We start from the raw sequence: 18,559 nt of genomic DNA, 5'->3' as shown, positions 1-18,559 counted from the left end.
TATAAATACACAGTCATCTGAAAGGAGTGCTAATGAACAGCTTTTATTCGCAACAGGCCCGTTGCACGGTGCGCTGGCAGGAGCTGCCCGGACAGGGCGAACCGCTGGTATTTATCCACGGTCTCGGCTGTGCCTCTTCTTACGAATATCCCCGTATCGTTTGCGACCCGATGTTCGGTTCCCGCCGGGCCATTCTTATCGATCTGCCGGGCAGTGGTTATAGCGATAAACCTGAAACCTTTAGCTATCAAACCTCGGCGCAGGCGCAGGTGGTTATCGAGCTGCTCAATCATTTAGCCATAACGTCATTCTGGCTGTACGGGCACAGCATGGGCGGCAGCATTGCGATCGAAGCGGCAGAGCTGGCCGGTAGCCGTCTGCTGGGCCTGATGGTGTCAGAACCAAATTTCCATGCCGGAGGTGGCGCGTTTAGTCGGGGAATTGCCGCCCGGACGGAAGACGATTTTGTGCGTAGCGGTTATCAGGCCATGCTGGAGGCTGAAACTTCCCCCCTGGAAAGGATGCCTGCAAAGCAGTGCCCCCCTGGGCGGTATGGCGTGGTGCAGCGAGTCTGGTTAAAGGCGTACAGCCCAGCTGGAGCGCGCGTTATCTGCAATTATCTTGCCCGGTATGGCTGATTTTTGGCGAGCTTTCGCTGCCCGATCCTGACCTGGACGAAATGCGTCAGCAGGGTGTTGAGGTGAAAATCATCCCCGATGCCGGGCATTCGATGTCGTGGGAGAACCCGTCGGCGCTGGCGAAGGCGTTGGTTGAGTGTATCCAGCAGGGGCAGGCGGGCTGGTGAGATTGCCGGATGCGGTGCAAGCACCTTATCCGGCCTACAAACTGCTCTGACCGTAGGCCTGATAAGCGTAGCGCCATCAGGCGTCAGTGTCAGGCGAGCAAGCCCTGCAACGCCTGGCGATCGTCCATGGTCATATCATGCGGATGCTGATACCCGATGTTGTCAATCGCCTGGGTGTACAACGCCACCAGCCAGTCATACACATAAGCTGTCGCCGCATGCACCGGCTGCTCGCCCAGACGGGTTAAGCGAGGGGCGCTGCTGTTGACCGTTGGCGTGACAAACACCGGCTGGCCTTTGCGGATCCGGCTGGCAGGACGGTCCGCGGCAGGCGTCTGCGCATACCCGACCCAACCCACGAAGTTCCCCAGTGCGGCATGCAGCTGCGCGGCGCTGCTTTTATCGGTATCGACAATCTTCTTCAGCTGGGCGAGCAGATTCAGACGGTAGCTGGCGATCACCAGCACATCGCCGATCTGCTGCAGCACCGCGCTGTCCAGACCCAGACGGCTGGCAACGGCTTCGTCGCGACTCCACTGGCGCAGGTGATTCACCCAGACCTGATGGGCGAGGCGAGCTTTATCCGTTGGCTGCCAGATCTCATCGGCATCCTGAGCGTTGTCGGCAAACAGGTCAATGGCGTCAGTAAACAGGCCGTTGACCTGCTCTTCGCGCGGCTGCTGCACGGCGAGCAGCGTTTCAAAGGCGCGCAGCGGCGGGAGCAACCCTTCCAGCAGCTCGCCGTGACGGGCGGCGCTTCCCTGCAGGGCGCGCACCATCGCTTCGGCGGCGCTGCGCTGAGCGGCAGGATCCTGGGTCAATGGCGTCAGATACCCCTGCATCAGCTGATGCAGGTCGCGCTGATGGCGCTGGCGTAAGGCCAGCAGGCGCGTCTGGCGCTGGGATGGCAGGGTCGCCTGCGACAGCCACTCGATTACCCGCTGCATGCTGCTGCTGTCCAGCGCCTGCAGGGTACCCCAGTACTGGCCGGGTTTGCCGAGCAGCTGCTGTACCGCTTCGTCGAGGTTGGTCCGGCGGGTAAAGCGCGCATCCTGGGGGGGTGATCGCCCACACCAGTCCCGGGAGGGCAGCGTCGTCGCCCGGCTGGGTCTCTTTTACCCAGTTGAGCAGCGTTCTGGCGGTCCTGGCCGTCTGGCCGTGATGCGCGGTGGCGTTGCAGATCACCAGCACGTCCGGCTGGAGATGCTGGCGATAGTGCTCCAGCAGCCACTGCTGTTTGGCCTGGGCCAGGGGCAGATCCGGCTGGGCCAACGGGGCCGGAATATCAATGATATCCACCCCGGCCAGGGCGCTGTTTTCTACCGGCAGGATCAGCTCGCGGGTCAGCAGGGCCAGCACGTCCAGCGGAATGCTGATGGCGTTCAGCAGCTCGCCGTTGTGCAGCGGGTGCAGCACCGCCTGCTGCACGTCCGGCAGAGCGATATCGCCCCGGGTGAGGAAACCCTCGGTCGGCAGGCCAAAATTATCCACCAGCAGGCTCAGCGGCGCGGCCAGTTCTTGCGCGTGGCTGGTCTGGTGCAGAATATGCGCCAGCTTCAGCCACTGCTGCGTCAACTCCTGCTGCTCGCCCCACAGCAGCGACCAGACGCTGGCGCGGGTGCTCAGGTCCAGCGACGGCAGCAACAGGGCAAACTGGTGCCACAGGGCATCGTCCATCTGCTGGGCCGCAGCGGGCACCGTATCGCGCCAGTAGTGGGCGATGGTGCCCACGTCCGCAGCGGTGATCCCCGGTACGCTCTGAGGCTGGCGCAGGGCGCGCCACTTCTCCAGCCGGGCTTCAATCACGGTTTTGTCCACCGCCGGCAGCGTGGCGCGGGCGAGGAAGACCTGCACCAGCTCGGCCTCGGTGAGCAGGCTCAGGCGTAGCGGAAAGGCGTCGTCAGCGACTTCATTCGCGTTCGGGCTGAAGCGCAGCGCCATGTTGGTCAGGGCGTGGCCAGGATTGATATGCGAGAAATAGTCAAAGGTCCGCTGGCCGACAATCACGTTCATCCGCTGATTGTCACTGCCGCACAGGGTGGCGAGCAGGTGGGCTTTTGCCGCCTGGGAGTGACCATACAATCCGATGGTGCTCCCCGCAGTCAGCGCCCGCGCAATGGCGTGCTCGCGTGCATCGGCCACCGCCAGTCTGGCCAGCAGGGCGTCGGCGTCGTTGTCGAAGATCGGGGCATGCTGGCGCGTTGTGTTGATCCACCCGATTAACGCCTGAGTTGTGGTCGTCGTGGCTGTCATTTCAGGTATACGCTCCCGCTGTCGATCCAATAGTGGCTGCCGCTATGTCGGCGGTCGGCCAGGGTATTCAGTTTAAAGGTCAGGGCATCGGGCGGCACCGGCGTACCGTCCTGCAGCCAGGCATCGCTCAGCTCAAAGGCTTCCGGGCCATCCTGTTTATTGCCGCCGCACAGCTTCAGGCGCACGTTCAGCACCCCGTCCCCGGCGATGGATTTCGCCAGCTCCGCCGAGTTAATGCTCAGCGTATAGAGCGGGGTGGCGGGCCAGCGGGCGTTCGCCAGCTGACGGAAACCGAGGGTCACGTTGCCGCGCAGCGGGAAGTGCAGGCGCGTATCCAGCTTCGCGCCCGGCTTGTCGAGGTCGATGTCCTGATACCAGACGTTTTCATCGCGCAGGGTATTAACCGTGTTATCCAGCACGCCCAGGTAGCGCACGGTAGAGTACGCCCCGATATCCGCCGCCTTAAAGTTAAAGCGCGGCAGACGCAGATCCAGCGCCAGGCTGCAAAGCATCGCCCCGACCGCCGCGGTGGATTTCGGGTTGCCAATGCGCCCCTGCTGGCTGAACGGATACCACTCATGCACCCGGTACTTATCCAGCCATACCATCCGGCTGACCGGCACCGGCTGCAGATGGCGGATCAACGCCTGGACGCCCGGCAGACAGCCCGGACGGCCGGTGATCAGCAGAATATCGCAGGCGTAGTGGGAGATCGCCTCCGCCACCGCGTGCAGCGGCGCGGCCAGGGTAAAGTGCCCGGCCAGCATCGCATCCTGCATCTCGCGGAAGTTGACGTGCAGCGGCACGGCGAACAGGTCGAACGGTTCTGACCCGGCAGGCAGGGCGTGTTCGATGGCCTGCTGCAGATAGTTCATCACGTTGCGCGTCGGCTTGCGGGTCAGCAGATCGCCGAAGGTGGCGTGCAGCCCGTCGAGCGGATTGTCGATATCGCTGGCTTCCCAGGCGGCGAGGATCGCATGGCCAATCGGCATAAACAGCTGCAGCGCCGTTTGCTGGCGCAGCACCGCCTGGGTGTCGATGCGCCCGGAGTCGCCGAACAGCGAGGCCATCAGCAGCGTAGCATCGGCAATGCCGGACTTCTGCAGCTGCGTCTGCAGGGCAGGCAGGACGTAACGCTGGATCACATCCAGCAGGGTGTCATCGCCCGCCACCTTAAAGCCTTCACGGAACAGCAGCTGCGGGGTGATTTTAACGTTGCTGCCCGAGCCATCGTCGAGCTGATAATGGGTGATCGCCATATCGGTGGTGCCGCCGCCGATATCAATCGAGGCCACGCGAAGGGCGCGACCCGGGGCACAGCCTGGCTCCGGCTCGCGATCCGGGCGCGCCACGGCGGCGAAGAAGGCTTCGGTCTGGCCGTTGTAATGGGAGATGGCTTCGTTATAGAGCCACACCAGCTGGCCGCAGCTGGCTTCGTCCCACTCCATCTGGATCTCCGGCACCGGCACCACGCTCTTCTCCTGCTGCTTGCGGCTGGAGAAGTCGTCATCCTGCGGATGCCAGCCCATCGCTTTCCAGACGATGGCGATGGCTTCGAACATGCGGCGGCGGAAGATCTCGCGCTCCTGCTTCGGCATTGCCGACGGCAGGGTGAGGATCAGGGTGCGCAGCTGACGCGGCGAGGCCGGGAAGCCCAGACGGAGTCGGGTGGCGACGCTGTTGATCTGCCCCAGCGCCTGCGCCAGCAGCTCGCAGAGCATATGGGTCATCAGGGTGCTGCGACTGTACTGCGGCGAGAAGACCGGCAGACGCTCATCCTGCGGCAGGGTGAACAGCGGCTGGCCGTCATCGTTCATCAGGTTCATCAGCGGGAAGGCGGTCGCCAGCGGCTCGCGCTGGGTTTTGCTGTTCATCTGGCTGAAACGCCAGTCCTGCACCACCGGGGTTTCATCCCACAGATAGCGGCGCGGGCTGGAGATACCGCTGTTGCCTTCGGTGCCCAGACGCTGGGTCGCCAGCTTCCGCGCCTCGTCGCCGACGCGCACGATGGACGGCCAGACGAAGGCATCTTCGCGGCCGCTCTCCACCGAGAAGTGCTGCTTGCCGAAGCGGGCTTCGGAAAACTCCAGACGGCTGGTAAACAGCGGCTCGTTGAGGAACTGCGGTTCACTCAGGGAGCGCACCTGCAGTTCGGCGGTCTGGCGCAGGCCGTCGTTGGCGTCGCCGTGGTCTTCAATGATCACGCCGCAGGTGTGGGTGTTGCCGACATCGAGGATCAGATCTACCGGGATCGCCGGGGTGCTGAGGGTGTGGGTGACAAATTTCACTTCCGGCACCGTCAGCTGTTCGCCCAGCATCGCCATAATATTCAGCCAGTGCGCCTGGTACTCAAAGTTACGCATCGCCAGCTGGAGATCGCGCTCGGCGCGGTTCTCCACGCCCGCGGCGTACTGAGAGAAGGCTTCGCGCAACCAGCCGTCAATCCAGGTCTGGTCGAGGAAGTTCGCCACTTCGTCGTCGCGCCAGGCCAGCGCGAAGCGGGTGCCGTTGAGAATATCGTTCTCCACCGGCGACAGCGGGCTGGTGGCGTGGGCCGCAATCTGACTGTCCAGCGCCAGGGTCACGCGGTGGCTGTTCCCGGCGTTGTCCGGGGTCTCCAGCTTGCGCACCTGCACCCGCGCCCAGTTATCCGGGCCTTCGACGAAGGTGCGCGGCGGGTTAAAGCGTAAGAACGGGACCGGCAGCCAGACGCCGTCCAGCACCGCCAGCGACTGCTGGAGCAAAATGGTGCTTTCGGGTTTAACCACTTCCGGCTGTCCACCACCTGCGGCGGGCAGGGTATAGCGGCCATTCACCAGATCGAAATCCAGGCGCAGCAGGGGGCCATTCGCGGTTTTACGCACGAAACGTCCGCTCTGGGCGGAGTCCTGCGGCGTCAGGCCAAAATCAAGAAACTGAACGCCGCTGTTCGCAATCAGCGTGACGCTCTGTTTGTAGTCGCAAAGGTTTACCAGCATAGGATCACGCACCTGCCTTCCTGAATGTCAATGGAACCACGGTTTTCGCGTCGTAGCGCGCGCTGCATTCTGCCACGTCGTTGGTACCGGCTTTACAGGTAATTTCCGGCATCGGGTAGCGCGAGCCGTCGGCGCAGCGGGCATTGCCGCGGGTTTTAATCAGCAGCTCACCGTTGCTGTGCAGCCCGGAGAAGACCTCCGCGCGGCAGACCACGTTGTCACCGTGAACGACGCGGGCCGACCCTTTATTGTTCTGGATCTGATAGCGCACTGACGGCGGCTTACCGGTGATCGGATCGGTCACCTCCAGCATCGCGCGCCAGCTGCCGTTAAGAAAACGGGTCGAGCCGGATTTCACCTGACCGGCTTCCATCACCATTGCATCTTTCGGGATCGCAGTAATCACTACCGGTTCCGGCGCAACCGGCGCAGGCGCTTTAACGGCGGCCACTTCCGCCTGATGCAGCGGTAAATTCAGCGGCAGAGGTTCGACGGCGGCCACCGGTTTTGGTGCAATTGCCACCGGCGCAGCAACGGCGACTTTTGCCGGTTCAACGGTTGCAGGCTGCTTTGGCCACAGCAGCGGGGCGGCCGCGGCGGCAACCACCACGGCAGCAACAGGCAGCGCCCACAGCGGAACGCGGCGTTTTTTTGCTGCGACGATCGCCGGGGCGGGTTCTGGCTCGGGTTCGCTGGCGGTCATCACCGGAGCAGGATGCGCCTCGTACAGATCGTCGGCGGTGATATGCACCGTTGCCGGGGCGGCAACCAGCGGTTCATCAGCTTTTTCAAAGACGATAGCCGGTTCTGGTTCCGGCTCGGGTTCTGGCTCAACAACCGGGGCAGGCATCGGGACCGGCAGCAGGGAGGCGCGCAGGCAGTCGAGAATATCTTCGCGCGCATTTTCATTGAGGTTCACAAAACCCCAGAAGGTGATCACCGGCTTACCGTCCACCAGGAACAGGAAGTTTTCCCCCGGGAACTGGAACGCTTTAGAGAGCAGGGAACCAAACAGCTGTTGGGCGGTTTTTGGCGACTGGAGCGATTTCTTGCTCAGGGATTCCACGCTGGACAGGGTGCTTTCCAGCAGGCGCAGCGCCCGAAAGCGCGCGTCTTCGTCGGCGGCTTTCCAGCTGGTCACCGCGCCTTCGGTCGGCGAGTACCAGTCTACCCGGTCGCCTTCATCGTTGACCTGTGGGATCGCCAGACAATCGACGATTGACTGCTGTTTGCGCAGGCGCAGGGCCTCACGGATTTGCAATGCTGATTCAAATACGGCCTGTCCGCCGCCGCCAACGGCCTGGAAATCATCAAGATTGCCGCTGCGTAAAAGGGTTTTTGCCACGATTTGGTCCCATAGACTTTTTCACGCGTCTACTTTACGAAATCTGCGGGCAAGCAAACGGCAGAAGAGACGGCAAAAGGGGTGATTTCTTACTGCATTGAGGGCGCGGAAAGTGCTTGACGTTGAATGTACCTTAAGGCAAATCACTGTTCCGCTGGTGGTGAGAAAATCAGCGGAAATAACTGCTTTAGAATAACCTGATAGTGTTTCGTTATTTGCCAGGGGAAGGGTGGTGTGCTGTTATTACTATTCTAAATAATAAATCCAAACAGGTAATAAACATGTCTACAGGGAAAACTCTCCTCGCGCTGGCATTAAGCGCGCTGTTGCCGGCGGGTGCCGCATGGGCGGCTAATAACGATACGATTATTTACTGCTCAGAAGCCTCGCCAGAGTCGTTTAACCCGCAGATCGCCAGCTCCGGCCCGACCTTCGTCGCCAGTTCGCAGGTGCTCTATAACCGCCTGATCAACTTCGATCCGGTGAAAAACACCCCGGTGCCGTCGCTGGCGGAATCCTGGACCATCTCCCCGGATGGCAAAACCTATACCTTTACCCTGCGCAAAGGGGTGAAGTTCAACAGCAATAAATTCTTTAAACCGACCCGCGACTTTAACGCCGATGACGTTATTTTCTCGGTGATGCGTCAGAAAGACCCTAAGCATCCGTATCACAACGTGTCCCAGGGTAACTACGAATACTTCAACGACGTTGGCCTGGATAAACTGATCCAGGAGGTGAAGAAGGTGGATGATACCCACGTCCAGTTTGTGCTGAGCGAACCGAATGCCGCGTTCCTCGCCGACTGGGGGATGGACTTCGCCTCGATCCTCTCCGCAGAATATGCCGACGCGATGCTGAAAAAAGGCACCCCGGAGAACGTCGATACCTGGCCGATCGGCACTGGCCCTTACGTGCTGCAGCAGTATAAAACCGACTCGCAGATCCGCTATCTGGCGAACCCGAACTACTGGGATGGCGCGGTACCGACCAAACATCTGATCTTCTCCATCACCCCGAACGTCGAAACCCGCCTGGCGAAGCTGCAGACTAACGAGTGCCAGATCATTCCTGCGCCATCCCCGGTGCAGTTTGACGTGATCAAGAAAAACAAAGATCTGACCTTGCACTCGGTAGATGCGCTGAACGTCGGCTATCTGGCGTTCAACACCGAGAAAAAACCGTTTGATAACGTGCTGGTGCGTCAGGCGCTGAACTACGCCACCGATAAAAACGCCATTATTAACGCGGTGTTTATGGGCTCCGGCACGGTGGCAAAATCGCCGATCCCGCCGAACATGATGGGCTTTAATAAAGACCTCAAGGACTACGGCTACGATCCGGAAAAAGCGAAAGCGCTGCTGAAACAGGCCGGGCTGGAGCAGGGTGCGGAAGTGACCCTGTGGTCGATGCCGGTGCAGCGTCCGTATAACCCGAACTCGCGCCGCATTGCCGAGATGATCCAGAACGACTGGGCGAAGGTGGGCATCAAAGCGAAAATCGTCTCTTACGAGTGGGGCGAGTATCTCTCCGGAATGCGTAAAGGCGAGCACGATAGCGCGCTGTTTGGCTGGATGTCGGATAACGGCGACCCGGATAACTTTGCCGACGTGCTGCTGGGCTGTGACAGCATTAAAACCGGCTCCAATGCTGCACGCTGGTGCGACAAGGGCTATGATGACCTGGTCCAGAAGGCGAAGTTGACCAGCGATCCGGCTGCCCGCGCGAAGCTTTACAGCCAGGCGCAGGAGATCTTCTACCAGCAGGCCCCGTGGATTGCGCTGGCGAACGGCAAAACCTTCTACGCCACCCGCAGCAACGTCAGCGGGTACAGCGTAAGCCTGATGGGGAGCGATTTCTCGAAGGCGAAACTGAACTAAGTCTGGTGCGGCCTGAGCCCCTCACCCTGACCCTCTCCCCAAAGGGGAGAGGGAACAAACCGTAGGCCCGGCAAGCGTAGCGCCGCCGGGCAAACACAAGGAGTGACAATGTCACATTTAGAGGAAGTTATCGCCCGCGTTGACGCCGCGGTAGAGGAAAGCGTGATCGTTCATATGAACGAGTTGCTGATCGAACTCAGCGAAGACACCGGGTTAAGCCGGGAAGATCGCTATACCCAGCAGCAGCGTCTTCGCACGACTATTGCTCATCACGGCAAACACTACAAAGAGGAGCAGGAAGCCCGCGAAGAGAGCCTGACCAAAGGCGGCGTGATCCTCTGAGTTCAGAACTGGCGTCGGGCGACCAGCCAGGCGCCAATCACCAGCAGCACCGCGCCGCACACCGGGCCGATCAGCGCCTTCAGCGGCACCCCCTGGCTGCGCACCACGTCCATCACCAGACCGCCAATTAGCTGGCTGGCGACCAGCACCGCAATGGTCGTTGCCGCGCCGACATACTGATAGCCGCTGATGCTGGCAAAAACAAAAAACGACCCCAGCAGGCCGGGGATCAGGGTCCACCAGCGCACCGTATGCACCAGCTCGCTGAACCCGGCGACGCCGTTTTTAATCAGCAGGATCGACACAAACAGCACAATCCCCACCAGCGAGTTGAGCAGCATGGCGATCAGAATGGTGCTCGAGGTCTGAGTGATGCGTACCATCAGGGTGTTCTGCACCACCAGGCCAATGCCTGCCGCCACCAGAAACACCAGCGTCAGCGACTGATTCATCCGATCGCATCCGGGTCGGTGCGCTCGTCAAGCTGCAGCTGCATAAAGGTCAGATCCAGCCAGCGGCCAAACTTGGTGCCCACCTGCGGCATCTGACCGGTAGTGACAAAGCCCAGGGTCTCATGGAGATGAATAGAGGCGCTGTTCTGCGCTTCTATCCCCGCCACCATCACGTGTTTGCCGATGCGGCGGGCTTCTGCGATCAGGGCCTTCATCAGCTCGCGGCCAATGCCTTTGCCCTGATGATCCGGATGAACATACACCGAGTGCTCCACGGTATGACGAAAACCGTCAAAGGCGCGCCAGTCTCCGAACGAAGCGTAACCGGTCACCACGCCATCCTCTTCGCTGACCAGCACCGGATAGCCCATCAGCTGGCGCGCTTCGAACCAGGCGATACGGTTATCGGTATCGACCGTGGCATCATTCCAGATCGCGGCGGTGTGCAGCACCGCGTGGTTGTAGATTTCACCGATGGCGGCGCAGTCCTCTTTTAAGGCGTGACGAATAATCATGGGGATCCTCTGGCTGTGTCTGTTCACTATAGTGATACGTTTCGTCACAATATTACACAGGGTGACCGGTTTAACGCTACGGCATAAGCCATATCTTTTTGTTATGAAAAAAAGCGCGTTGTAATCCATTACTTTCACTATAGTATGACGTGATGAATACTATGCCAGACAATATCAATCAGCGGATCAGCGCCCGCATCCGGCTGGAGCGTGAATCCCGCGGCTGGTCGCTGAGCGAGCTGGCGGAACGCGCCGGCGTCTCACGGGCGATGATCCACAAAATTGAACGCGCGGAGAGCAGCCCGACGGCGACGCTGCTGGCCCGACTCTCCGGCGCATTTGGCATCAGCATGTCCACGCTTATCGCGCGCGCTGAACTGCAGGAAGGCAAGCTGTTGCGCTTTGCCAACCAGCCGGTGTGGCGCGATCCGCAGACGCACTATCTGCGTCGTCACGTCTCGCCGCGCTCCGATCTGCCTATCGACATGGTGCAGGTTGAACTTCCCGGCGGCAGCGACGTGCCAATGCCAGCCTCTTCTTATGCTCTTGCACGCCAGCTGATCTGGCTCCAGTCGGGCGAACTGGTGTTTCTGGAAGGGGACACCCGCCATGAAATGCGCGCCGGAGACTGTCTGGAACTTGGCCCGCCTAACGACTGCCGGTTTATCAACGAAAGCAGCGAGCCCTGCGTGTATCTCGTCGTCAGGCTGAACCAGTCCGGCTCGTAATGTTAAGGCGGACAGGAGAAGATGCGGCTAGTCTCTAAGGACGTTTGTCTAAACAGGAGTGAGGTATGAGTCAATCTTCAACGCAGAATCGTCAATGGGTTCTGGCTTCTCGTCCCCATGGTGCACCCACCGCTGATAACTTTCGCTTAGAAAACACATCCATTCCGGAACCTGCAGACGGCCAGCTTCTGCTGCGTACTATCTGGCTCTCGCTTGATCCCTATATGCGCGGCCGCATGAGCGATGCGCCGTCCTACTCGCCGCCGGTGGACATCGGTGCGGTGATGGTGGGAGGCACCGTCAGCCGCGTGGAGAGGTCGAACCATCCAGACTATCAACCCGGTGAATGGGTGCTGGGCTACAGCGGCTGGCAGGACTATGACGTCTCGGATGGCACGGGCCTGGTCAAACTGGGTGCGGATCCCGAACACCCCTCCTGGTCGTTAGGCATACTGGGGATGCCCGGCTTTACCGCCTACATGGGCCTGCTCGATATCGGCCAGCCCAAAGCGGGTGAGACGGTGGTGGTGGCTGCGGCTACCGGTCCGGTGGGGGCAACCGTCGGCCAGATTGGCAAGCTGAAAGGTTGCCGGGTGGTGGGCGTTGCCGGCGGCGCGGAAAAATGCCGCCATGCGACTGAGGTGCTGGGCTTTGACCAGTGTGTGGATCACCACGCCGCGGATTTTGCCGAACAGCTTAAGCAGGCGTGCCCGCAGGGCATTGATGTTTACTATGAGAACGTGGGCGGGAAGGTGTTTGATGCCGTGCTGCCGCTGCTGAATACTGCGGCGCGCGTGCCGGTGTGCGGGCTGGTCAGCGGATACAATGCCACCGACCTGCCGCCAGGGCCGGATCGCCTTGGGCTGCTGATGGGCACCATCCTGAAAAAACGCATTCGTATGCAGGGCTTTATCATCAACCAGGACTATGGTCATCGCATCGCAGAATTTCAGCAGGAGATGGGCGGTTGGGTTCGTGAGGGCAAAATCCACTACCGTGAGCAGGTCACGGACGGGCTGGAAAACGCCCCTCAGGCGCTGATCGGCCTGCTGGAGGGTAAAAACTTCGGAAAAGTCGTGATACGTGTCGCGAACAATAACTTATAGTACCGGTTATGGCGGATTATTCCGCCATAATTACCTGGGCAAAATTCGAAATAACGTCTTTAATTATACCAACATAGATTAGTCCGAACGTCTTATACGAAATGAGGAACATTACTTAACCAATTAATTTTGGTTTTGATGGAATGCTTTTTTTAAAGTTAATCAAGCATGAAGATACAGGATATATCCAACCCGCGACGGTTCGTTTATCTACTGTGGATTATAAGTTAAGTGTTGGTAACAGGAATTGAACATGCTGGATTTGGACAATTTAGAAAAGGCTCAACGAATGAGCCTGACGATGCAGGTTGAGGTGAGTCTGAAAGGTGCCCTGATTGCAGGGGCCCTGAAGCCAGGCGCACGGCTCGTCACTAAAGAGATTGCGGATAAGTTAGGTACCAGTATTACTCCTGTACGTGAAGCGCTGCTGCGGTTGGTCTCCGCTGGCGCGCTGCACGCCACCCCGGCACAAGCGTTTCTGGTGCCGGAAGTCTCGCTTGAGCGTTACAACGAAGTCAATGCCATCCGTAAGGAGCTGGAGTGCATGGCCGTTGCTGCCGCCTGCGAGCAGATGTCTGATGAGCGCATCGCTACGTTGCGTACGCTCTCCGACAATTTTCATGATGCGATGAGCAGCGGCGAGGTTGAGCGTGCGCTTCACGCTAACCGGGCTTTTCGCTTCACGCTCTATCACTATGCGGATATGCCAACCCTGATGGCGCTTATCGAGCAGCTGTGGGTGCGCATCGGGCCCTGTTTTAACTGCCTGTACGATCCGAACATTGTGCTGCCGTCTCGCTCCTATCGTTATGAGGAGTTACTCGCTGCTTTGGAACAGGGCGATACAGAGGCCAGCCGCGCGGCGATTGATAAAGTGATCGACGAGGCAAATGGCATATTGATTAAACAGTTTTTACCTTAATTTACGTAAACAAGCGAAGCGGTAATATCACCGAATACATCCTCGCATTATTTCCGGCGGTCTTTGTGCTGCCGGAAATGCTATTTCGTTTGAAACTGATAAGACCAGCTTGACTATGAATTAACCAGCCTTCCTGCCGATAACCTTAAAAGGCACAGTTGCCTTCTAAGGAGTCAGGAATGAGTGTCAGTCAACGATTACGTAATATAAAAATGAGCAGAAAGCTCGCCGCGGGATTTGGTCTGGTGCTGCTGCTGGTGGCGGTATCGACGCTGCTGAGCGTGCAGCGCTTTAAAGAGATTCGCGACGTCTACCAGCAAACCAATCTGATCTACAACATCAATATCGAGGTCTTTCAGGCCAAGATAAACCGCCTCAAATTTCTCTATAACGGTGACGAAAAGTCCGGTCAGCTGATGGCAAACTACGTCAAACACGCCGCCGACCTCACCGCTGAAGCCCAGCAGCTGGAGTGGACAGCCAAAGAGAAACCTATCATTGACAGCATTGCCGGCCATCTGGCCCGTTTTGGCAGCAGCGTCAGTGAAATGCAGGCCGCGATGGTGACCTGGAGCGCCGACAAAAACGATCCGGCGGCCACGGCAGCCCTGAAAGCGGCGGAAGACAAGGTCAAAACCGCTGGCGACGACAGCAGCGCCGCGATCCGCGACATCATCGCGCTGGTCAAAGTCCATAACGACTCGCTGGCCTACAGCTCCAGCACCATCACCGCCATTATTGGCGTGGTGGCTATCCTCTTCGGGATCCTCGTCTCCTGGTGGGTCACCCGCCAGATCACCCATCCGGTCAGACACAATCTACAGCTGGCCGAGCGCATTGCCAGCGGCGATCTCAGCTCTGATATTGACCCTCAGGGGGAAGACGAACTGGGCAAACTGACCGGGGCGATGGGCAGGATGAACGATAAACTGCGCTTAATGATTGGTGAGGTGCGTAGCAGCGTGGCGCAGGTGTCGCTGGCGGCCAGCGAAATCGCCGAAGGCAATACCGATCTTTCATCACGTACCGAGCAGCAGGCTGCCGCCGTGGTGCAAACCGCAGCCAGCATGGAAGAGCTGACCGCCACGGTGAAAAACAACGCCGACAACGCCCGTCACGCCAGCCAGCTGGCGGCAGAAGCCTCACAAACCGCCACCCAGGGCGGACGGGTGATGCGCGATGTGGTCAGCACCATGAGCGACATTAACACCAGCTCGCAAAAAATTGCCGATATCACGGCGGTGATCAACAGCATTGCTTTCCAGACCAATATCCTGGCGCTGAATGCCGCGGTAGAGGCCGCGCGAGCGGGGGAGCAGGGGCGTGGCTTTGCGGTAGTAGCCAGCGAGGTGCGCAGCCTCTCCCAGCGCAGCTCTCAGGCGGCAAAAGATATCGAGCTGCTGATCAGCGAATCGGTCTCGCGTATCTCCACCGGGAGCGATCTGGTGGCGAAAGCCGGGCAGACCATGGAGCAGGTGGTAGACTCGGTGACCCGCGTGAACGATATCATGGGGGGAAATCTCCTCGGCCTCGGAAGAGCAGAGCCGGGGCATCGAACAGATCTCCCGTGCGGTGATGGAGCTGGACACCACAACCCAGCAAAACGCTTCGCTGGTGGGGGCATCCTCTACGGCGGCAGGGGCGCTGGAAGATCAGGCCCGTCTGCTGGAGTCGCTGGTGGCGGCGTTCCGTCTGGATCAGCGCGCGCAGATGGCATAAAAAAGAACCGGCAGCCACGGCTGCCGGTTTGTTATCACTCGAAGCGATACGAGACGGAGAGGCCCACCCCGTAATTACGCCCCGGTGCCGGTTCGTAGTAACGCCCGTTTGATTCATTGACGATCACCGAGCCGACATACTCTTTGTCGAACAGGTTATCCACGCGACCAAAGACGTCCATACCCCAGTTGCCGACGTTCAGCTTATAGCCGGTATTCAGACCCACAACGGTATAAGAGGGGGCTTTGGCGTTGTTTTCGTCATCGGCCTCGATGTCGCTCATGTAACGCACATCGGAACCCGCATACCAGCCCTCTTCAGGCTGCCAGCCAAACGAGGCATAGCCCATGTTGCGCGCAATGCCCGGCATCCGGTTACCTTTACAGTCCGCGTCGCCACAGACGTTGGTGCGGTAGGTGGCATCCAGATACGTCCACGCCATCTTCAGCTTCCAGTTCTCGGCAAACTGCTGATCGAGTGAAAGCTCCACGCCCTGACGGCGGGTTTTACCGGCGTTCTTGTAGCTGGTGCGTCCGCCTGAGCTGGCGTCGACCACGATCTCATCGTCGGTATCGGTGCGGAACAGCGCCGCGGTGAACAGGCCGTTGCCGACCCGTGTTTTGCTCCCAACCTCATAGGTATTGTTGGTCGACGGCTTGAGGCCGAAGTTCAGACCGCTCTGGTTATCGGAACGATACGAGAGTTCGTTGATGGTCGGAGTCTCAAAACCACGGCCTGCGGCGGCATAGACGTTCCAGGCATCGGTCACACGGTACTTCAGCGCGCCGGCCGGGAGCCATTTGTGGTAGCTGGCGTCGCCGCTGTCATCGCCGTTCGCACCCTGTACATAATGGTCGTTTGAGTCGAACCATACGGAGCTGTAGCGCACGCCCGCGTCGAGGGAGAGCTTATCTGTCAGCTGCCAGTTGGTTTGCAGGTAAGGGTCGACGTTCCACATCAGGTTGCGCTCATCGCGGCGTTTCGCCCCTTTGACGCCATAATCCGGCACGCCGTTGTTCATCACGTAGTTTTCATACCCGCGACGATCTTCGCTCAGGTTTTCGTAGTTCAGACCGGTAGTGAAGGTCATCGGCACCAGTAGCTCCCCACGGTGGGTCCAGCGGGTGTCGATCCCCTGGTAGTGGCGCTGCATGTCGATCACGCCGCCCGCGTGAGTCGGGCGCAGCTGCGGCTGGTACGGGATTGACTGGTACTGGGTCATCTCACGCTCACCGGCGTAGGCCATCACGCTGAGATCGTCCTGCGCGCTCAGCTGACGCTCATAGCGCAGGCCAGCCTGGGTCTGCTTAATGGTTTTACGGGTATTGTACTGATCCCCACGCGGAGACTGACGCGGGTTGTCCCGCCACTCCTGATAGTCCAGACCGCCGGGATCGTTGGCTTTCATATCGACGCTGTTAAAAATCAGGGTCAATTTGCTGGCATCGTCGACGCGCACGCCCAGTTTGGCGTTGGCGAGGTTTTTACGCGCGCCGCTGTGATCGCGATAGCCATGGGTGGTGAAGCGGGTGGTGGAGACGGTGTAATCCACATCCCCTGGCTGAGTGCCGTCGCCCATCGCGCCGGTGGCCTTCATGCCGTAGCGCCAGCTGCCGTAGCTGCCGTAATAGCTGCTGGCCTCAACGGTGGTAGGCTGACGTCCGGTTTCGGTGGTCATGTTAACCACGCCGCCCGAAGCGTTGCCGTACAGGGCGGAGAAGGGCCCGCGCAACACTTCGACGCTCTCGAGGCTGTTGATATCAATATTCGAGGTTTGCCCCTGGCCGTCCGGCATGGTGGCCGGGATACCGTCGACATACAGACGAATGCCGCGCACCCCGAAGGTGGAGCGGGCACCGAAACCGCGGGTCGACAGCTGGAGATCCTGGGCGTAGTTCTGCCGGTTCTGGATCTGCAGTCCCGGCACGCTGCCGAGGGATTCGGAGAGGTTAATGCGCGGCGTGGCCTGGCGCATATCGTCGCCGTTGACCACGCTGACCGCCGCAGGCGTATCCAGCTCAGAGAGCGTTTGTGGCGACGCGCTGACGATCATGGTTTGCTCTTCGGCCGCCATCGTGGCGACAGGTGAAAAAATAACAGGAACCAACAGCAGGGGAAGCGTTGCCTTACGGGCAGAAAAGATTTTCATGAATAAAAGCCGGTTAAGGGAAAGACGAACCAAATGGAACATGTGCTTATATGGTAAATCTTTTGTAAATATTTTGAAAACCATAAAAGCACATAGCGTTAACCTAAGTGTAGGTTAATTCGGCGGATCGTCTTGATGCGATCAAGAATTACTCCACATTGCGATAAATAATGATTACTATTCTCATCAAAATCAGGCGAAGCGATGACTTTGCCGACCGGAAGCGATGTCAGCGATACCATTTACGTTAAAAGGGAGTTGTTATGAATTTACGTCACCTGTGCTCGCCGCGTCTGCGTGGCTCACTGCTGTTAGGGTCTCTGCTGGTCGCCGGGACCTTTAATGTTCATGCCGCAGAAGAGATGCTGCGTAAAGCGGTTGGTAAAGGCGCGTATGAGATGGCCGTCAGCCAGCAGGAGAACGCGCTGTGGGTTGCCACCACGCAGAGCCGCAAAACCGATAAGGGTGGGGTGGTTTACCGTCTCGATCCGCTGACCCTGGAAGTGACGCAGGCTATTCATAGCGATCTGAAACCTTTTGGCGCCACCATCAACAACGCCACCCAGACGCTGTGGTTTGGTAACACCACCAACAGCGCGGTGACCGCCATTGACGCCAAAACCGGCGATGTGAAGGGCCGTCTGGTACTGGACGACCGTCAGCGCAGCGAAACCGTCAAACCGCTGCAGCCGCGCGAGCTGGTGGCGGACGACACCACCAACACCGTCTATATCACCGGCATCGGTAAAGAGAGCGTGATTTGGGTGGTGGATGGCGAAACGCTGAAGCTGAAAGAGACCATCAGCGGCACCGGTAAGTTCAGCACCGGCCTGGCGCTGGATGCGCAGGCGAAGCGTCTGTACACCACCAACGGCGACGGCGAGCTGCTGACCATCGACACCGCGACCCACAAAATCATCGAGCGCAAAAAACTGCAGGACGACGGGAAAGAGCACTTCTACCTGAACCTGAGCCTCGACGTGAAAGGCCAGCGCGCGTTTATCACCGACTCGAAACAGCCGGAAGTGCTGGTTGTCTCCCTGAAAGACGGCAGCGTGCTGAGCAAAGTAGCGGCGCCGGAATCACTGGCGGTGCTGTTTAACCCGGCACGTAACGAAGCCTATGTGACCCACCGTGAAGCGGGCAAGGTGAGCGTGATTGATGCGAAAACCTATAAAGTGACGAAAACCCTCGACACCCCGACCTTCCCGAACAGCCTGGCGCTCTCCGCCGACGGTAAAACCCTGTTCGTGACGGTGAAGCAGAAGTCTTCCCGCCAGCAGGAGGCAACCCAGCCGGATGATGTGATTCGTATCGCGCTGTAAGGTTTGTGCCGTGCCGTGCCGGGTGGCGGCTGCGCCTTAC

At 59.3% G+C, this 18,559-nt stretch carries 13 protein-coding genes and 2 pseudogenes; 9 read left to right on the top strand and 6 right to left on the bottom strand.

From position 1 onward, the window contains the following. Nucleotides 1-32 precede the first annotated feature (32 nt). Together AAHB66_RS11815 and AAHB66_RS11810 are read left to right on the top strand one after the other, a co-directional pair. Nucleotides 33-638 carry an alpha/beta hydrolase gene (locus AAHB66_RS11815; RefSeq protein WP_347112983.1) on the top strand — a complete coding sequence of 202 codons (606 nt, stop codon included), beginning with the start codon at nucleotides 33-35 and terminating at the stop codon, nucleotides 636-638. A gap of 41 nt (nucleotides 639-679) precedes the next feature. Next, nucleotides 680-805, top strand: a complete 126-nt coding sequence (locus AAHB66_RS11810) for a hypothetical protein (protein WP_347112981.1) — start codon at nucleotides 680-682, stop codon at nucleotides 803-805. Between the two features lie 89 nt (nucleotides 806-894). Here the strand turns inward: AAHB66_RS11810 and AAHB66_RS11805 are convergent. The 3 genes and pseudogenes from AAHB66_RS11805 to AAHB66_RS11795 all read right to left on the bottom strand — a co-directional run bounded on the left by AAHB66_RS11805 (nucleotide 895) and on the right by AAHB66_RS11795 (nucleotide 7,381). Further along, nucleotides 895-3,058 (bottom strand): annotated as a pseudogene (locus AAHB66_RS11805) (virulence factor SrfC family protein). Continuing rightward, the gene (locus tag AAHB66_RS11800; RefSeq protein WP_347116464.1) at nucleotides 3,055-6,036 is read right to left on the bottom strand and encodes a virulence factor SrfB; all 2,982 of its coding nucleotides are present in this window, start codon (nucleotides 6,034-6,036) and stop codon (nucleotides 3,055-3,057) included. The pseudogene AAHB66_RS11805 and the gene AAHB66_RS11800 overlap by 4 nt, the downstream one beginning before the upstream one ends. Nucleotides 6,037-6,040: 4 nt before the next feature. After that, nucleotides 6,041-7,381, bottom strand: a complete 1,341-nt coding sequence (locus AAHB66_RS11795; protein ID WP_347116400.1) for an SrfA family protein — start codon at nucleotides 7,379-7,381, stop codon at nucleotides 6,041-6,043. 281 nt (nucleotides 7,382-7,662) lie between these two features. On the opposite strand from AAHB66_RS11795, the gene AAHB66_RS11790 reads away from it, so the two are divergent. Continuing rightward, nucleotides 7,663-9,261: an ABC transporter substrate-binding protein gene (locus AAHB66_RS11790; protein ID WP_347116399.1), complete on the top strand. Its 1,599-nt coding sequence runs from the start codon at nucleotides 7,663-7,665 to the stop codon at nucleotides 9,259-9,261. Between the two features lie 108 nt (nucleotides 9,262-9,369). Next, the gene (locus tag AAHB66_RS11785; RefSeq protein WP_347116398.1) at nucleotides 9,370-9,603 is read left to right on the top strand and encodes a YdcY family protein; all 234 of its coding nucleotides are present in this window, start codon (nucleotides 9,370-9,372) and stop codon (nucleotides 9,601-9,603) included. 2 nt (nucleotides 9,604-9,605) lie between these two features. Here AAHB66_RS11785 and AAHB66_RS11780 read toward each other — a convergent pair whose 3' ends face one another. Together AAHB66_RS11780 and mddA are read right to left on the bottom strand one after the other, a co-directional pair. Beyond that, complete coding sequence (locus AAHB66_RS11780) at nucleotides 9,606-10,055, bottom strand: DMT family transporter (RefSeq protein WP_325929650.1); 450 nt, start codon at nucleotides 10,053-10,055, stop codon at nucleotides 9,606-9,608. Further along, nucleotides 10,052-10,570, bottom strand: a complete 519-nt coding sequence (gene mddA, locus AAHB66_RS11775; protein ID WP_347116397.1) for an L-methionine sulfoximine/L-methionine sulfone acetyltransferase — start codon at nucleotides 10,568-10,570, stop codon at nucleotides 10,052-10,054. The genes AAHB66_RS11780 and mddA overlap by 4 nt, the downstream gene beginning before the upstream one ends. A gap of 152 nt (nucleotides 10,571-10,722) precedes the next feature. Between mddA and AAHB66_RS11770 the strand changes: the two genes are divergently transcribed. From AAHB66_RS11770 to AAHB66_RS11755, 4 genes and pseudogenes are all read left to right on the top strand, one after another. After that, entirely contained in the window at nucleotides 10,723-11,298 is a 576-nt protein-coding gene (locus AAHB66_RS11770) for a helix-turn-helix domain-containing protein (protein WP_347116396.1), read from the top strand. 65 nt (nucleotides 11,299-11,363) lie between these two features. Further along, nucleotides 11,364-12,404, top strand: coding sequence for an NADP-dependent oxidoreductase (locus AAHB66_RS11765; protein WP_347116395.1), 1,041 nt, complete (start codon nucleotides 11,364-11,366; stop codon nucleotides 12,402-12,404). Between the two features lie 253 nt (nucleotides 12,405-12,657). Continuing rightward, complete coding sequence (locus tag AAHB66_RS11760; protein WP_347116394.1) at nucleotides 12,658-13,326, top strand: GntR family transcriptional regulator; 669 nt, start codon at nucleotides 12,658-12,660, stop codon at nucleotides 13,324-13,326. 179 nt (nucleotides 13,327-13,505) lie between these two features. Further along, a pseudogene (locus tag AAHB66_RS11755) lies at nucleotides 13,506-15,045 on the top strand (methyl-accepting chemotaxis protein). A gap of 34 nt (nucleotides 15,046-15,079) precedes the next feature. Here AAHB66_RS11755 and pqqU read toward each other — a convergent pair. After that, the gene (gene pqqU / locus AAHB66_RS11750; protein WP_347116393.1) at nucleotides 15,080-17,194 is read right to left on the bottom strand and encodes a TonB-dependent receptor PqqU; all 2,115 of its coding nucleotides are present in this window, start codon (nucleotides 17,192-17,194) and stop codon (nucleotides 15,080-15,082) included. A 263-nt stretch (nucleotides 17,195-17,457) separates the two neighbouring features. Between pqqU and AAHB66_RS11745 the strand changes: the two genes are divergently transcribed. Continuing rightward, entirely contained in the window at nucleotides 17,458-18,519 is a 1,062-nt protein-coding gene (locus AAHB66_RS11745) for a YncE family protein (protein ID WP_347116392.1), read from the top strand. Nucleotides 18,520-18,559 lie beyond the last annotated feature (40 nt).

The organism is Leclercia sp. S52 (assembly GCF_039727615.1).
Lineage (GTDB): Bacteria > Pseudomonadota > Gammaproteobacteria > Enterobacterales > Enterobacteriaceae > Enterobacter > Enterobacter adecarboxylatus_B.
The sequence above is the reverse complement of the archived record's forward strand: the minus strand, read 5'-3'. Positions and strand labels throughout refer to the sequence as shown.

Coding starts and splice junctions, on each gene's coding strand:
- AAHB66_RS11745 (WP_347116392.1), top strand. CDS start 17,458: ATGAATTTACGTCACCTGTGCTCGCCGCGTCTGCGTGGCTCACTGCTG.
- AAHB66_RS11770 (WP_347116396.1), top strand. CDS start 10,723: ATGAATACTATGCCAGACAATATCAATCAGCGGATCAGCGCCCGCATC.
- AAHB66_RS11800 (WP_347116464.1), bottom strand. CDS start 6,036: ATGCTGGTAAACCTTTGCGACTACAAACAGAGCGTCACGCTGATTGCG.
- AAHB66_RS11780 (WP_325929650.1), bottom strand. CDS start 10,055: ATGAATCAGTCGCTGACGCTGGTGTTTCTGGTGGCGGCAGGCATTGGC.
- AAHB66_RS11765 (WP_347116395.1), top strand. CDS start 11,364: ATGAGTCAATCTTCAACGCAGAATCGTCAATGGGTTCTGGCTTCTCGT.
- AAHB66_RS11810 (WP_347112981.1), top strand. CDS start 680: ATGCGTCAGCAGGGTGTTGAGGTGAAAATCATCCCCGATGCCGGGCAT.
- mddA (WP_347116397.1), bottom strand. CDS start 10,570: ATGATTATTCGTCACGCCTTAAAAGAGGACTGCGCCGCCATCGGTGAA.
- AAHB66_RS11790 (WP_347116399.1), top strand. CDS start 7,663: ATGTCTACAGGGAAAACTCTCCTCGCGCTGGCATTAAGCGCGCTGTTG.
- AAHB66_RS11760 (WP_347116394.1), top strand. CDS start 12,658: ATGCTGGATTTGGACAATTTAGAAAAGGCTCAACGAATGAGCCTGACG.
- AAHB66_RS11815 (WP_347112983.1), top strand. CDS start 33: ATGAACAGCTTTTATTCGCAACAGGCCCGTTGCACGGTGCGCTGGCAG.
- pqqU (WP_347116393.1), bottom strand. CDS start 17,194: ATGAAAATCTTTTCTGCCCGTAAGGCAACGCTTCCCCTGCTGTTGGTT.
- AAHB66_RS11785 (WP_347116398.1), top strand. CDS start 9,370: ATGTCACATTTAGAGGAAGTTATCGCCCGCGTTGACGCCGCGGTAGAG.